Here is a 16,025-nt window from a genome sequence, read left to right as displayed (position 1 = left end):
TAGTGGAAGTTTCAATAATACTTATAATGATGCTAATAGTTGTATTGGGAGTTGCAACTAATTTTATTGTAAAGAGCGGTTCTTATCCTGCTAAATTAAAACGCATTACGCAGTATTATGAAGAGGGTAATGCAGAACTTGCAATGAAAGAAATTAATGAACTTGACCCAAAATTTAAAAAAGATCCGCTTATATTATGGTATAGTGCTAATTTATATTATAAACAAAATCAATATATATTGGCTATGGCATCATTACAGTCTATGTTAGATGGGGCATATTTTACTAAAGATGTTACCGAATTAAAAGTACGTGAGTTTTTAGCTAACATTTATGAAGAGACTGGAAACGCTAAAAAGGCTTTAGATGAATATGATTATATAATAAAAATAAAAAATCAAGATTATGATTCTTTGTATAAGGCAGGTCTTATATCTTATCAAAGCGGTGAGTGGATATTGGCTCAAAAATATTTATCATTGGCTGCTACTCGCAATGACAGTAATCCTGAATTATTATATATGCTTGCTTATTCTTATTATAAAATGAGAACCTATAATGCAGCTCAGCAGAATATTGAAAAAGCTATAGCTTTAGATTCTTCTAATTATAATTATCATTTACTTTACGGAAAAATATTATCTGCTTCTAGAGATTTCCAAAATGCTGTAAAAGAATTAGAAATATCTTATGACAGCAGTTTTATAGATAATAAAGACAGCATATCATTAGATTTGGCTAATTCTTATTATGAACTTGGAGATTATGATAAGGCTAATAAATATTATAGAGAAGTACTTACTAAAGATAATGTTGCAAATGAAAAAGTTGTAGATGAAAGATACAGATATGCTGAAACTTTAGTTAAACAAAAACATTTTGAAGAGGCTGTTAAACAGTGGGAGATAATAAAATCTGTAAGAAATATATACTTAGATGTTGATCAAAAATTAAAAACTTACAGTTCTATTATAGCCAATAATGCATTTAGAACAGCATTGGAAATGGATGTTATTGATTATTTAGAAAAACATTTCTATAGAATATTAACTTTAAATGGATATATTGTAACTGACCATACTAAAAAGTCTGATAGTTTGGTTTTCTTTGTAACTATTAAAAAATTTGGTTCTGAAGGTCAGTCATATAAAAGCACTTTTGCTTTGGATACTTCTGGATATCCTATGCGACAAAATACTGTAGATGAGTTTATGGATTATGCTAGGGCATATAAGAGTGCTCACTCATTCTTAATAAGTATAGGTGATTTTGCTCCTAATTTGAAAGTTGATGATACTGTTATGATTATAGAGCCTGAAAGATTCGAAGCTATTATTGAAGGCGTTATATCATTTAGCGACTAATTATTTTTTATAAGACTCTATATTGCAAAAAAAAAATTATAAAAACTCTCACTTGCAAAAAAAATAAAAATATATTATTCTTTTTTTAAAAAATACTTGGAGTTTTTATGATTAAGAAGGTATTATTATTAGTTTTATTTTTATTTGTTGCTTGCAATAATAAAGATAATTTGGATAAAAATCAAGAAGATACTGAAAATATAGAAAATAATTATATAGATACTAATCAAAACATTTTACCTGAAATAACAACAACAACTGTTAAGAGTGATGGTGATTATAATGAATGGTTTTCACCTTATACTTTTATGAAAAATAATAATGGCTCTATGGCTCAATTAGCTTTGAATGATATGGTGTTGCCAGAATATAATATTGCTCAATTTAGATTTACTTATATAGATGAAAATTTAATAAAGACTTATTTTTATTCTAATGCCGCTATTGATAATGATGGAGCTGATATGTATGCTCAGTCTGATACAGGTGATACAATAAGAGGCAATTATTATAATAAAAACTTTACCATTACAACAAAAATAGGTGAGGTAGAGGTTAGTGCTTCAGATTTTATTTCTGCTGTATCATACAATTATTTATGTACGAACTCATCTCAAAATGATTCTCTCGGCAATGGTTCTACTTTCTTTTATAAAGATTCTATATTCGTGCTTATTCCAAACGATACAAATAATTTAGAAGTTTATGATAAAATAACTTTGGATATTAATGATAATATTGACAACATTACAAGAGATGAAACATTATGGCTAAAAAATGAAACACTTCCTTTATTTAAAAAATCTATGAGCGATTTTTATAATGACTGGTATACAAATTTATATTACAATTATGAGTATATAGCAGGTAAAGATATATTATATTTTAATGATACAACAATATCAATAAATAGCTTTTCTTCCATCTATATGGGCGGAGCTCATGGCGTTTATAATAATACATCTTTAGTTTATTCTCTTAAAGATGGAGAGAAAATTTCAATTACAAATTTAATAAAAGACTTTAATGATAAACAGCTTCGTATTAGTATAAAATCTAAACTTCTTTCTATAAGCGATAGGTCAGAAGAAGATTATTTAGTTCCTCTTGATGAAATAACTTTAGAAGATACTAGTTTTTATGTATATAAAGACGGTATTCATTTTGTATGGCCTATTTACACTATTACAGCTTATGTGCAAGGCGAAACAGAAATAGTTTATTCTTTTGATGAGATAAGACCTTTTGTAAAAGAAGAGTATTTATATATATTAGAAGAATGATGGTTTTGTATGTAGTATATGTGAGGCATATAAACTTGACTTTTAATAGTAAATTTGCTATACTGTATTTATAAAACAATATAATTAATTTATGGTAAGTATTTATGAGTGAAGAACAAAATGAACAATCTGCAGAATGCGGAGGTATTTATTGTGCTAATTGCAGATATTGTGTTTTATTTAGAAAAGCTAGCGGAATAGACGGCTCACAATATTTGCTAAGAGTAAAATGTACTCAGGAACAATGGCGTAAAAAACTTGGTGAAGAAAAAATGTACAAGTATTTTACAGTTGCAAGAAGAACTGTAGAGAAGTGTGATGATTATAAGGATATGGGAGATTTAAGAAATTTCCTAAAAATCCTACGCAAAAGTTTGCCAGTACGCGATGAAGTCTATTCTATAAAAAAATAGCGGATTTTGTTGGTGAAAAAAACTTATTATTTATTGCTTATTTTTGCTTTATTTACAATCTCTTGTGCTACAACTATACAGGTGGATGCTGAAGAAAGATATCCTAAAATCATAGCAGAAAAAGCTTATACTGAATTTAATAATAAAAGATATAAAACTGCTATAGCATATTATCAGTATATCATAGATAATTTTGATAGAAATAATTTTGCTAAAGATGTTTCTTGGGCTTATTATGAAATTGGTTTCTGTTATTATTATCAAAATAAGTATGAAGAGGCTATAGATTACTTTAATATTGTTATCAATGATTTTGCCGTTTTGCCGCCTAAAATATTAGCTCAAAAAGTTATGCAGGATATTTATGCTAAAAAACCTAAATTAAGACCTATTGAAACAGTAGAAGAAGTAATAGAAGATGTTGAGCAAGTAGTGGAAGAATAATGAAAAGAATTGGCATAATTCTAAGATTGATACTAAGCTTCTCTATTATTAGTATTATTTCAATATTTTTTATATTTCTACTCTATAATATATATACTAGAGGTGCGGGTAAAGTATATGATTTGCCAGTATATATTCTTGTTTCGCTTCTTATATATAAAAACTTCATTCCTTTTATAATTGCTTTAAGTGTATATTCTGCATTTTTTAAAGGTTATTATTTACCAGGATTATCAATATCTAGAATTATTGCTATACCTATCGCTTTAATAGTTGTATTAACTACATTTTTTGCTTTTTATGATTATTTTATAATTGACAGATTGGTGTATGCATTAAAAGAATACAATACAAATAAAGATTATAGACATTTTAATCAATACAAATTATCACTTAAAGAAAATGAATATCAAATGGCAAAATATGAATTTGATAATGGAAATTTGAATGAGGCAGAAAAATTAGCTAGAAATGCTTTAATATATGATAGAAATGATGGTAATGTTTTATTATTGTTAAAAGATATTGAAAATAAAAAGAATGAATTAGAAGAGCTTGCAAATACAGATAGGGTTACTTATGTAAATAATTTACTTTCTCAAGGTTCTAGGGCTTTTAGTCTTTCTAATTACACTCTTGCTAATAGGTATTATACTGATGTGCTTAAAATTGATAGACATAACCCAATAGCTATTTATTATCTTAATAAAATTGGCATTATGCAAAATGACAAACCTGTTTATATAGGTCAAAACTTTTATGAATCTTTAGCATATGGTAAACTTGCAGATACTATAGAATTATATAGAAAAGGAAGTTTTTGGAAGGCGTATAGCAGTATATCAAATTTGTTTGTTAATTATCCTGATATTAATGAAATTAGTACTTATTATTCTTTAATAGTTGATAGTATTGACAGATATGATTTTTTTATAGATAGAGCACAAGAGATGAGAAAATTCTTTATTGAGGATTATTATTCTATAACAAATACAACTATGTTAGAAAATAATGGTATTACTTTGATGCTTAATAATAATACTATGCTTTGTGCACTTTATAGTATTTTCTTTAGAGAGTCATTGTATTTATATGATGTATCTATTATTAATTTGGATAATGAATTAAAAGCTACAAATAAAGTAATATATAAATATGGTAAAATAACAGGTTCATTTAATAATCCAGATATGAAGAATATTATTTTAAAATCAAAGTTTAATGATTTAAATAATACTTATGATAATAATGATATAAATGAAAATGTTATTCCTATTAATATGTCTGATAGTGCTATAAAAAACATTAAATATTATACCTATATAGTATTAACTTACACAGGATTAAAAGATATTATGAGTTTAAAAAATGAGCTTCCTTTATTTGGTTATTCTAATGATCTTGTTGTTAATGTTTTATTTAAAAAGATTTTATCACCAATTTATTATTTACTATTATTTATAATAATAGCATATTTCTCATTTAGATATAATATTTATATTAAAAAAGATATTTCTTTTGGTATTATCCATAATTTAATAGGTATTATTGGTACTATATTGTTTGTATTTCTTTATATTATAGCTATTGATTATATATCATCACATATATTAATGGTTTTAGGTATTAATGTGAGTATTATAGCAATGTTAGCTTTTGCTACTATCATGATATTATTGTTTTTATTACAGATGTCAAGAATAAATAAATATGTTAAATAATGTATATTCAAAATCAGAAATTAGTGAATATTTAAAGAGTAAGTCTATATTTCCAAATAAAAACAGAGGTCAGAATTTTTTATGCGACAGAAATATTGCTTATAATATAGCAAACACTGTGCCAAAAGATATTTTGAGGGGAAATTATGCTATAGAGATAGGAGGGGGCTTAGGTTCTTTAAGTAAGGTACTTGTTGATGTATATAAAAATAATCTAACAATAGTTGAATATGACAATGCTTTGTATAATCATTTGAAAGAGAGTTATAGAGATATAAATATTATTCATAGTGATATATTAAAAGTTAATATTAACGACATAGATAAAAATAAAAACTTTGATGTATACGGAAATATACCATACAATATAGCAAGTCCTATAATAGAGTGGCTTTTTTGTGATTGCTATAATAGATGGAATTATGCTGTTTTTATGGTTCAAAGTGATTTTGCTAATAGATTAATTGCTAAAGAAGGCAGTGAGGATTATTCTGCTTTAACATTGTTTGCAAGTTTTATGTCTGATATTAAATTAGAGTACAATGTATCAAAAGAAGTGTTTTATCCGATTCCTAAAGTAACATCATCTATTATAAGCATTAAGCCTAAAGAAGTTGATTTAAGTATGCTTAATATTTTTAAATCTGTCTCAAAAACTTTATTTCACAACAGAAGAAAAACTATAAAAAATAATTTTCTAAAATCTCCATACATTGATATTGATAAAGATAAAATAGATGAAATATTAGAAAAAGCAAATATTGATAAAGAGATTAGAGGGGAATATTTAAGTATAGAAAAAGTAAAAGAGCTTTCTTTAATAATAAAAGATTATATTTAATTATTAGGTTTTTCTTTTATCGAGTCTATTATACCATTTATAGTTTTGTCATCTTTTTTACTATTAGCATTATATATAGCAGTTATTTGAATTATGTTGTTGCCGTTTAGCATTATAAAGCTTCTTTGATATGTTTTGTTTGGTCCATAATAATAGCTAATTAACATATCGTAGGCGTCAGTTTGTTCTTTGTAATATCCTTCTTTTTCTACTTTTACTTCTTTTAATACTTTATTATTTATAACACCATTTATTATGCCTTCTTTTGAGGCTAAAATATCTATGGGATAATTAGATTTTGTATATGAAACATTATATATAGAAGTTTTTGTTTCTATGCCGTATGAATCTACTATTTTTAAATTTGGATTATATTCTATCATATTGTTGATATAATTTTGCTCAAAGTTTTCTGGTATATCTACTGTTACATCATCAAATATAACTGTGATATTTTCTATTTTTTTACAAGAGTGTAGAATTATAGTGATAAGTAAAATATATAATAATTTTTTATTCATAATGATTTATTATACATTAATAGTGTTTTTAAAGCAAAAAAATATTATTTTTTAATATAAAAAGTTGTAAAAATATTTCTATGTTTTATAATATTTTCTATATAAGAGGTGGTAAAATATTATGAGAAAAACAAAAATAATTGCAACTTTAGGTCCTAGATGGTCTAATGAAGAAATGGTAAAAAAGATAATAGAGAATGGTGCAAATGTATGCAGGCTTAATTTTTCATTTGGAAGCTATGATGAACATTTAGAGAGAATAAAAATAATAAGAAAGGTTTCTGATGAGTTAGGTAAACCTGTAGCAATATTAGCAGATTTACAGGGTCCTAAGATAAGAATAGGTAAGCTAAAAGAGAATATTACTGTAAAAGAGGGAGATATTGTAAAATTAAGCGGATATAAAGAAACTAATGATGAAAGCATAATACCTACTACGCATGAGAATATTGCTCATGATGTAAAGAGCGGTTCTTTGCTTTTGATAGCTGACGGCACTATACAGCTTATAGTAGAATCTAGTGATGAAGCTTCAAAGCTTGTGGTATGTAAGGTTATAACTGGAGGCACTATATTAAGCAGTAAAGGTATTAATTTACCAGGTGCTCATGTAACAACAGAAGTTTTAACAGAGAAAGATGTTAATGATGCTTTATTTGCTGCTAAAAATGGTGCTAATTATTTGGGTATGAGTTTTGTAAGAAGAGCAGAGGACGTTATAAGGCTTAGAAAGATATTAGATGATAATAATTTCCAGCATGTTGGAATAGTGTCAAAAATAGAGAATACAGAGTCTTTAGAGAATTTAGAGAGTATAATAAAAGAGTCTGACGGAGTAATGGTGGCAAGAGGAGACTTAGGTGTAGAAATACCATTTGGAGAGGTTCCTGTTTGGCAGAAGAAGATACTAAAAATGGCAAACGATATGGGTAAAATTACAATAATAGCTACCCAAATGCTTGAGAGTATGACAAAAAGCCCTGTTCCTTCAAGGGCAGAGGCTAGCGATGTTGCTAATGCTGTATTAGACGGTACTGATGTTGTAATGATGTCTGCTGAAACTGCTTCGGGTGATTATCCTATAGAGTCTGTTAAGGCTATGGTTTCTATAGTAGAGGCTGCTGAGAAATCTGTTAATAAAACTTCTCATGACAATATGACTTATTTAGATAGCGGAGTTAATGATGCTTTGGCTGATAGTGCTTCTTATTTGTCATATAGTTTAGATAATAAGGCGATAATAGCTCTTTCAAGGTCTGGAAGGACAGTTAGAAATCTATCTAAAAAAAGACCAAAAACTCCTATAGTATTTATGTCGGCTGATAATAATATGTGTAATGGTCTTGCTATATGTCATAATGTTTATACTATACATATGCCTGAAGATTTGAACTTTAGTGCTGGTATTAGTCATGGGGGAGAGATTAATATACTTGAAGATACTTTGGTAGAGCATAAATTAGCAGAACATGGGGATAGAATTATTGTAGTGAGCGGAAGCAAATGGCAGGGTAGGTGGCAAGAGAATAGCGTTCGTATAGTAGTTATGCACTAAATTTGTATGTAAAAGAATAGTTATTTCTTATCATTTTTCGACCTTTTAAACAAAAAAGTCGGTAATTTTAAAGTTGCAAAATAGGCTTGACAAATTTGGCATATTTTGTTTTAATTAATGTAAGCGTATTTAAATAATTTTAAGGATAATTATGGATTTAAATCTTAAAAATAAAACAGCTTTAGTAACAGGCGGAAGCAGAGGAATAGGAAAAAAAATAGCAGAGGCTTTGGCTAATGAAGGAGTTAATGTTGTTGTTACAGCTACAAATATTAATAAAGCTCAAGAAGTTGCTGATGAATTAAAATCAAAATATAATGTGGAATCACTTGCTTTAGTTCATGATGTAAAATCTAGCGAATCTTGTAAAGAGGTTGTTGCTAAGACAATAGAAAAATTTGGTTCTATTGATATATTAGTTAATAATGCTGGTATTACTAGAGATATGCTAGTTATACAAATGGATGATAGTGCTTGGAATGATGTTATAAATACTAATTTGTCTGGTGCATTCTATACTTCAAGAGAAGCTGCTAAGAGTATGTTAAGAGCAAGAAAGGGTAAGATAATTAATATATCAAGTGTTATAGGTAAGATGGGCAATGCTGGTCAGGTGAATTATGCTGCAGCTAAGGCGGGCATTATAGGCATTACTAAATCTATGGCTAAAGAGTTTGCTCCTCGCGGAATATGTGTTAATGCTATAGCACCGGGTTTCATTCAAACAGATATGACAGGCGTACTTGCTGAAGATGCTGTAAAAAAGATAATGGATATTACACCTTTGAAAAAATTAGGCAGTGCTGAAGATGTTGCTAATATAGTTGTATTTCTTGCTTCAGACTTGAGCAATTATATAACAGGAGAAGTTATAGCCGTTGATGGCGGTATGTCTATGTAATAGTAATAAAGCTGCTTTTGCACTTTATAATAAATTAAAAATAATAATAAATTAATAAAAAGGAGATTTAACATGGCATTAATCGATGAAATTAAAGATGTTGTTGCTAATCAATTAAACATTTCAGACAAAAGCAAAATCACTGATACAGCTTCTTTCGTAGATGATTTGAACGCTGATTCACTTGATTTAGTAGAACTTATTATGGAATTAGAAAAACGTTATGATATTAAAATTCCTCAAGAAGAACAAGAAAAGATTAAAAATGTAGCTGATGCTGCTAAATATATTGAAGAGCATAAGAAATAATTTTCTTAAAGATATTAATTATTCCCGTAATTTTTGCGGGAATTTTTTATTTATAATATATAGGAGTTATTATGAGCGAACGCAGAGTTGTTATTACGGGTCTTGGAATTGTAAGTTGTCTTGGAAATGATGTTAAAACTTTCTGGGACAATCTTCTTAATGGCGTTTCTGGAATTAAACCGCTTAGTAAATATTTTGATCCAGAAAAAGAGCAATTAGTTACAAGAATAGGTGGTGAAGCACCTGCTTTAGAGGGTGATTATTATTCTGATAAGAAAATGCTAAGAAGACTTGACCCATTTATAACTTATGGTGTATATGCTGCTTATCATGCTTTAAAACAGGCTGGTATAGAACCTAAAACAGGTTTTGACCCTTTGAGAGCAGGCTGTATACTTGGAAGCGGTATAGGCGGTATCACTACTCTTTTAAATAATCATAATATAATACTTGCTGACGGACCAAGCAGAGTTTCACCTTTCTTTGTTCCTATGCAAATTATTAATATGACACCCGGTTTAATAGCTATGGAATATGGCATGAATGGTCCTAACTATAGTACCGTTACTGCTTGTGCTTCTTCAAATCATTCTATAGGTTTAGGATACAAGCATATTAAAGATAATGAAGCTGATATTATGATAGTCGGCGGTTCTGAGGCTACTATAAATCCTCTTACTATAGCTGGATTTAATAATGCGAGGGCTTTATCTACTAAAAATGATGAGCCTACTAAGGCTTCCAGACCTTTTGACAAGGGCAGAGACGGCTTTGTTATAGCTGAGGGTGCTGGTATACTTGTACTTGAAGAATATGAGCATGCTAAGAAAAGAAATGCTAATATACTTGCTGAAGTTTCTGGATATGGTTTTACTTGTGATGCTAATCATATTACTGCACCTTTAGAAGATGGTGCTATGGGGGCAAGAGCTATGTCTTTGGCTATAGAGTCTGCTAAAATTTCTCCAGATAAGATTGACTATGTTAATACTCATGGTACTTCTACTCCTGTTGGAGATATTGCTGAGATTAAGGCTGTTAAGAAGGCTCTAGGTGAAGACCATGCTAAAAAGATAAAAGTTAACTCTACTAAATCTATGACAGGTCATGCTTTGGGGGCTGCTGGCGGAATAGAAGCTATTGCTACTGTAATGAGTATAATAGATTCTAAAGTTCACCCTACTATTAATGTTGAAGATAAAGACCCTGAATGCGATTTAGATGTTGTTGCTAATACTGCTCAAGACAAAAAAATAGAATATGCTATAAGCAATTCTTTTGGTTTTGGCGGACATAATGCTTCTATAGTATTTAAAAGAGTATAATAAATAGTTTGTGATTATAATAAAAGTCATATTTAGTTTTTAATGCTAGGTATGACTTTTTTATTTGCATAAATATTTTATAAATCTATTAAATTATTTTTTAATATACAAATATATTATTTTTGTATATTAAAAATATATAAAATAATACCATGTATTTTTGGATATTTTCATAAAATGAAGTCTTTTTGGTTCTTTTGGCAATACCTAAAGGTACTTCCTTCGGTCGCAAAAGAACTGGGGGTGTGGGGGCTAGCCCCCGCAATAATTAAAATAAAAAAAATAAATTTTGAAAAACTTTAAAATTTTTAAGTATATATACTACAATATATTTTTTATATAAGTTTTTGTTTTCTTCAACTTTTTCCCGCCTTCGCTGTGCGGACTTCGTCAAAGTTTTTGCCCTTCGGGCACGCTTTGCGAAAGTGCAAATATATTATTTTTATATATAACGAATACAATAAAATGATGATATATGTTTTTAGATATATTTCATAGAAATGCAGTCTTTTTGGTTCTTTTGGCAATACCTAAAGGTACTTCCTTCGGTCGTAAAAGAACTGGGGGTGTGGGAGCTAGCCCCCGCAATAATTAAAATAAAAAAAATAAATTTTGAAAAACTTTAAAAATTTTCTAATAAAAAAAGCGATAGGGCTTATTATAACTCCATCGCTTTAATATTATAGTCTTTATTAATTATACTTCTTTGATATATACTTTATTCATAGTTGAGTTTACAATAGGGTTGTCATTGTGGTCCCTTTGTAGAGCAACTATCTTATCGGCAACGTCCATTCCATCAACAACATTTCCCCAAACAGTATATTTTCTGTCTAAGAAAGGGCAGTCTGCTACACAAATAAAGAATTGTGAACCAGCACTGTTTGGATCCTGACTTCTTGCCATAGAGCATATTCCTCTTTTGTGTGATACATCATTAAACTCAGCTTCTATGCTAAATCCCGGACCTCCTGTGCCATGTAAATGCCTTTTAGTAGGGTCTTTACTTGTAGGGTCGCCTCCTTGTATCATAAAATTAGGTATTACTCTGTGAAATCTAATGCCATCATAAAAGCCCTCATTTGCTAATTTTTTAATAGCTTCCACATGTTTAGGAGCTTTGTCCGGATAGAATTCTATTTCTATAGTACCGTAATCTGTTTCTATAAATAAATGTTCCATTATTTTTCCTTTATTTATTATTTTACATATACTTTATTCATTTTAGCAGGTGTAAGAGGGTTGTCGTTTGCATCTCTTTTAAGATTAATTATCTTGTCTACAGCATCCATTCCCTTAATAACCTCACCCCAAACAGTATATTGTCCATCTAAAAAAGGGCTATCTGCTACACAAATAAAAAATTGTGAACCAGCACTATTAATATTTTGGCTTCTTGCCATAGAGCATATTCCTCTTTTGTGTGATACATCATTAAACTCAGCAGGTATTACAAAATCAGGGCCTCCTGTACCATGTAAAGCTCTATTAGGTTGTTTGCTTAATGGGTCGCCGCCTTGTATCATAAAACCCGGTATTACTCTATGAAAAAGTGTGCCATTATAAAAACCTTGATTAGCTAATTTTTTAATGGCTTCTACATGTTTAGGAGCTTTTTCAGGGTAGAATGCTATTTCTATAGTGCCGTAATTGGTTTCTATAAACAAATGTTCTTTAGATGTTTGAGGCTTTTGTGCCAATAATACTGCTGTAAATGCTATTACAACTAATAATGATAATAAAATAACTTTTGTCTTTTTCAACATTAAACTTTATTTCCTCTCTTATATTTATTTTATATCTTTTATATTACCATACTGCTTATTAGAGTCATAAGTACCGTCTCTTGTTTCTCCTTTAAGACTAGGTATTAATAATATTTGTCCGCCTATTATAATGTTAGGGTCTTTTATTTTGTCTTTATTTGCTTCGTATATTTTTCTCCACAAATTGCCGTCACCATATATGAAGTCATAAGAAGCTATTCTCCATAATGAATCAGTTCCAACTCTTCTATATTGAACTTTATAGTATTTAGGGAATAATACCCCTGTTGTTTCTACTATAGTAGTTTCTTGATTATAATCAGTACCATTATACATAGCATTAACCATTTCTATTACTAGTTTTGAATTAAATAATGAATTAGCAAAATCTTCATCATCTAATGCTTGTTTAGCAAATATTAATGTTGTTGATGCTTGATTATAATTAGTCATTTTTGTTTCATTATATCCGTCTTCTTTAGCTTTGTTTAGAGATTCTTCTGCTTTTGCATAAACTAGAGGAGCTTCAAGCATGTCTAATATATTCATTGCTTGACTAGCGTTAGATGAAGCATCATTATAATTATTTTCTTTAGAATATGCTACAGCTTTATCTCTTAAATCTAATATATTATTATCATTGCTGTCTGCATTAGTGATAGCACCTTCATTAATGAGATAATCTCTTCTTAAACCTACCACCACCAAATCATAACCTAATTTAGATTTTAAAGAAGAATCAGTATATTTTGTTATAGAGTTGCTGTAATCTGTATCATTAGCAGCAGCATCAAATATAGTGTTTCCAGCTTCATAGTCCATTACAGAGCCTTCATAAAGGTTAATAGAATATTCATTAGTATCTCCTCCAACACCTCTAAGTAAAGCTAAGTTTCTTTCAGCATATCTTTGAGCATTCAAAACTAATCCATATACTCCAAACTTAGCTATAACCTTGTCTGAATATTCTTTACTTTGTTTAGAAAACTCAATACTTTGATTATAATCACCGGCATTATGAGCCTCTATGGCTAATTCTCTATATCTTTGTGCTAATTGATAATCTTCACTGTCTTTTATATTTTCATTAGTTATGCTGCTATTAGTGTCTTGTCCATATATTAAATAACAAGCTGCGAAAAGAATTAATAATACTTTTTTCATAATAAAAACTCCATATAATATTAATTGTTAGTAGATTGCTCTAAAACATCTATTTGTTTAATTTTATCATCAGCCTCTTGAATTCCTTTAAGGCTGTTATCAAATTGTTCTTTTGTATTAAAGAAAGCTTTACTATGATAATCTCTTGTTTTAAGGAAAGAATCAACAGCAAGTTCATAATTATTAGTGCTTAAAGCAGATAAAGCATTAATATAGTTTAATTCAGCAAGTTCATAATTTTCTTTATCAACTATATATGCTTTAATATCTTTAGAATATACTCTATTTCTTGAAGTTTCAGTTTTTAATTCTTCAGCATATACAGGCAAACCTTCATTTAAAACAACTAAATAAGCATTTGAAGCAGTAGTGAGCAATTCTTTTACAGTGTCCGGCTCTTTATTTTCATCTATAAGTATAGTTGCTTCTGCTTCTGCAAAGCTTGCTTCAGCTATATCGAATTGTTCTTTAGAATAGTTTTGAAGCTCATATTTAATTGTTTTATCTCTTAAAGTTGAAGCATCTTTATACTCTTTAAGCGGCATAGATGCTCCGCAAGATACTATAACAGATAAAATAGAAGTAAGTATTGTTATGTGTTTGATTGCTTTCATAATATTATACTCCGAAAAACTACAATATTTTATTGTTCTAATATAATATTACAGAAGATAAAAGTCAATAGTTTATTCTAAATAATATAATTTTGCAATAAAAAAAGCACTGATAATAAAAAACTATCAATGCTTTAATATTTATTAGATTAGATAAGTTATAGTAAACCTAATCTGCGTTCTTTTTTGATTTTTCTTTTCATTCTTTTAAGAGCTTTTTCTCTTTGAAGTTTTTTCTCAAGAGAAGGTTTTTTGTAGAATTGTTTTTCTTTTAATTCTTGCAAGATGCCTTCGTTTTCGCAAGCTCTTCTAAATCTTTTAATAACGCTTTCAACTGGTTCACCTTCATTAGCGAAAATACGTACCAATTAACTCACCTGCCTTTTGATTAAAGTTATTAGCGGCGAAGGGACTTGAACCCCTGACACTGCGGATATGAGCCGCATGCTCTAACCACCTGAGCCACGCCGCCAAATAAAAAAGTTTATAAGCCTTTATTATTGGCTATTAGCGGGGGCAGGACTTGAACCTACGGCCTTTGGGTTATGAGCCCAACGAGCTACCAACTGCTCCACCCCGCGATGTACAATTATTGTTATGCATAGTATACTATTTGTGTAAAAAAGTCAAGTGTTTTTTTATAGTGAAATTATTTCATCTTTCTTCTATTTATTTGGTAAAATATTAATTATTATAATTATTATAATTATTATAATAATTATAATAAGCTATATAAAAAATTACTTATGTAATAATGTCATGGAGCCATAGATATTGTACTTTTACTTGCTATAATATTTTTGATTCTTTCTTTGATTGTAATATAACCTAACGAAGAAATCAATCTTTGATTGTTATAAAAATGTGTATATTCTTTTAATTTTTCTCTCAATAATTCTACAGTTATATTTTTATTTAATCGTGAATAAAATTCTCTTTCGTCTATACCGTGTACTCTTTCTACTACGCCATTGTATCTTGGTGTTGCTACAGGAATATATCTCCTCTCTAATTTATTTTTTAAGCAGTATTCATCAAAAATATTTATTTTAGGAGTATTAATACAGCGGTATGTATATTCCATACCATTATCGGTCTGTATAGCTTGTATCTTAAAAGGTGAAGTTTTTAAGACATACTTTAAGAAAGATAAAGCACTATAAGGTGTTTTATCCTCATAGATTTGCCTCCAACTATAACGAGTAGCTAAATCTACAGCAGTGAACTGATAGACTGTTTTTCTGCCTAATTTGATATATTTAGTATCTATTTGAACTATTTTGCCTTCTTTTTGTATTTTAGAGACAAATTTACGCTTATCATATCGCTTCTTTTTCTTTTTTGTTTTATATCTCCAAAGATTATTTCTTTTTAGTACATTCTCTATAGCTGTAACACCTATCTTAATGCCTTCACGATTTAAATATGCTTTAATATAATGTTTTCCCCTATACTCTTCAGTATAGAGTTTAATAATTAAATTAATAGCTTCTTGATTATTAAAGATATTTGGAGAAGTTTTCGGTCTAGTACTAAAATTAGCAACTGTTCCAGTATTTTTATATTTCTTAATCCAAGTATAAAAAGTAGATTTGGGTATTTCTTCTATCTTTAGAAATCTTTTAATATTTTGGGGCTGTCCTAGATAACTAAAAAAGCTCCTTTCTTGCTAAATTGTATATAATTTCCAACTGTTTGTCAACTTTTGGATTATTAAATCTAAATTGACACTCTTTAATAAATAAGTGAAAATGTTCTTTTGGTATTCCATTAAATTTACGAAGATGTCTCTTTGCTTGATTCC

Annotated in this window: 17 protein-coding genes, 2 tRNA genes and 1 pseudogene; 10 read left to right on the top strand and 10 right to left on the bottom strand. The window is 28.7% G+C overall.

What is annotated here, in order from left to right; translation table 11 throughout:
• Positions 1-2: 2 nt before the first annotated feature.
• From EPJ72_RS04165 to rsmA, 6 genes are all read left to right on the top strand, one after another.
• The gene (locus EPJ72_RS04165) at positions 3-1,364 is read left to right on the top strand and encodes a tetratricopeptide repeat protein (RefSeq protein ID WP_147730969.1); all 1,362 of its coding nucleotides are present in this window, start codon (positions 3-5) and stop codon (positions 1,362-1,364) included.
• A 107-nt stretch (positions 1,365-1,471) separates the two neighbouring features.
• Entirely contained in the window at positions 1,472-2,647 is a 1,176-nt protein-coding gene (locus EPJ72_RS04160) for a DUF3298 domain-containing protein (RefSeq protein ID WP_147730968.1), read from the top strand.
• Between the two features lie 104 nt (positions 2,648-2,751).
• Complete coding sequence (locus EPJ72_RS04155; protein ID WP_147730967.1) at positions 2,752-3,060, top strand: hypothetical protein; 309 nt, start codon at positions 2,752-2,754, stop codon at positions 3,058-3,060.
• 12 nt (positions 3,061-3,072) lie between these two features.
• Complete coding sequence (locus EPJ72_RS04150; RefSeq protein WP_147730966.1) at positions 3,073-3,504, top strand: tetratricopeptide repeat protein; 432 nt, start codon at positions 3,073-3,075, stop codon at positions 3,502-3,504.
• Positions 3,504-5,225 (top strand): tetratricopeptide repeat protein, encoded by a 1,722-nt coding sequence (locus EPJ72_RS04145; protein WP_147730965.1) that lies wholly within the window; start codon positions 3,504-3,506, stop codon positions 5,223-5,225. Before EPJ72_RS04150 ends, EPJ72_RS04145 begins: the two co-directional genes overlap by 1 nt.
• A complete protein-coding gene (rsmA, locus tag EPJ72_RS04140; protein WP_147730964.1) occupies positions 5,215-6,066 on the top strand; it encodes a 16S rRNA (adenine(1518)-N(6)/adenine(1519)-N(6))-dimethyltransferase RsmA in 852 nt (283 codons plus the stop codon). The genes EPJ72_RS04145 and rsmA overlap by 11 nt, the downstream gene beginning before the upstream one ends.
• Here rsmA and EPJ72_RS04135 read toward each other — a convergent pair.
• Complete coding sequence (locus tag EPJ72_RS04135; RefSeq protein ID WP_147730963.1) at positions 6,063-6,587, bottom strand: hypothetical protein; 525 nt, start codon at positions 6,585-6,587, stop codon at positions 6,063-6,065. The genes rsmA and EPJ72_RS04135 overlap by 4 nt on opposite strands.
• A 121-nt stretch (positions 6,588-6,708) precedes the next feature.
• Here EPJ72_RS04135 and pyk point away from each other — a divergent pair, with 121 nt between their 5' ends.
• The 4 genes from pyk to fabF all read left to right on the top strand — a co-directional run bounded on the left by pyk (position 6,709) and on the right by fabF (position 10,677).
• Positions 6,709-8,142, top strand: a complete 1,434-nt coding sequence (gene pyk / locus EPJ72_RS04130; RefSeq protein ID WP_147730962.1) for a pyruvate kinase — start codon at positions 6,709-6,711, stop codon at positions 8,140-8,142.
• Between the two features lie 151 nt (positions 8,143-8,293).
• Positions 8,294-9,043, top strand: a complete 750-nt coding sequence (fabG, locus tag EPJ72_RS04125; protein WP_147730961.1) for a 3-oxoacyl-[acyl-carrier-protein] reductase — start codon at positions 8,294-8,296, stop codon at positions 9,041-9,043.
• Between the two features lie 72 nt (positions 9,044-9,115).
• Positions 9,116-9,352: an acyl carrier protein gene (gene acpP, locus EPJ72_RS04120; RefSeq protein WP_013243488.1), complete on the top strand. Its 237-nt coding sequence runs from the start codon at positions 9,116-9,118 to the stop codon at positions 9,350-9,352.
• A gap of 71 nt (positions 9,353-9,423) precedes the next feature.
• Complete coding sequence (fabF, locus tag EPJ72_RS04115; RefSeq protein ID WP_147730960.1) at positions 9,424-10,677, top strand: beta-ketoacyl-ACP synthase II; 1,254 nt, start codon at positions 9,424-9,426, stop codon at positions 10,675-10,677.
• 696 nt (positions 10,678-11,373) lie between these two features.
• On the opposite strand, the gene EPJ72_RS04110 is transcribed toward fabF, so the two are convergent.
• From EPJ72_RS04110 to EPJ72_RS04070, 9 genes and pseudogenes are all read right to left on the bottom strand, one after another.
• Positions 11,374-11,859: a peptidylprolyl isomerase gene (locus tag EPJ72_RS04110; RefSeq protein WP_147730959.1), complete on the bottom strand. Its 486-nt coding sequence runs from the start codon at positions 11,857-11,859 to the stop codon at positions 11,374-11,376.
• Positions 11,860-11,876: 17 nt separating this feature from the next.
• Entirely contained in the window at positions 11,877-12,443 is a 567-nt protein-coding gene (locus tag EPJ72_RS04105; RefSeq protein WP_147730958.1) for a peptidylprolyl isomerase, read from the bottom strand.
• Between the two features lie 24 nt (positions 12,444-12,467).
• Positions 12,468-13,607, bottom strand: coding sequence for a LysM peptidoglycan-binding domain-containing protein (locus tag EPJ72_RS04100; protein WP_147730957.1), 1,140 nt, complete (start codon positions 13,605-13,607; stop codon positions 12,468-12,470).
• 20 nt (positions 13,608-13,627) lie between these two features.
• Positions 13,628-14,221, bottom strand: coding sequence for a hypothetical protein (locus EPJ72_RS04095; RefSeq protein ID WP_147730956.1), 594 nt, complete (start codon positions 14,219-14,221; stop codon positions 13,628-13,630).
• 158 nt (positions 14,222-14,379) lie between these two features.
• Complete coding sequence (gene rpsU, locus EPJ72_RS04090; protein ID WP_013243482.1) at positions 14,380-14,589, bottom strand: 30S ribosomal protein S21; 210 nt, start codon at positions 14,587-14,589, stop codon at positions 14,380-14,382.
• 30 nt (positions 14,590-14,619) lie between these two features.
• Positions 14,620-14,693: transfer RNA gene (locus tag EPJ72_RS04085), tRNA-Met, on the bottom strand.
• Positions 14,694-14,729: 36 nt separating this feature from the next.
• Positions 14,730-14,802 (bottom strand) — tRNA-Met (locus EPJ72_RS04080).
• A 176-nt stretch (positions 14,803-14,978) separates the two neighbouring features.
• Positions 14,979-15,500 carry an integrase core domain-containing protein gene (locus EPJ72_RS13715; protein WP_439897258.1) on the bottom strand — a complete coding sequence of 174 codons (522 nt, stop codon included), beginning with the start codon at positions 15,498-15,500 and terminating at the stop codon, positions 14,979-14,981.
• Positions 15,501-15,870: 370 nt separating this feature from the next.
• Positions 15,871-16,025 (bottom strand): annotated as a pseudogene (locus EPJ72_RS04070) (IS1595 family transposase); the annotation flags it as partial.

This window comes from Brachyspira pilosicoli (assembly GCF_008016535.1).
Taxonomy (GTDB): Bacteria; Spirochaetota; Brachyspiria; order Brachyspirales; family Brachyspiraceae; genus Brachyspira; species Brachyspira pilosicoli_A.
The sequence above is the reverse complement of the archived record's forward strand: the minus strand, read 5'-3'. Positions and strand labels throughout refer to the sequence as shown.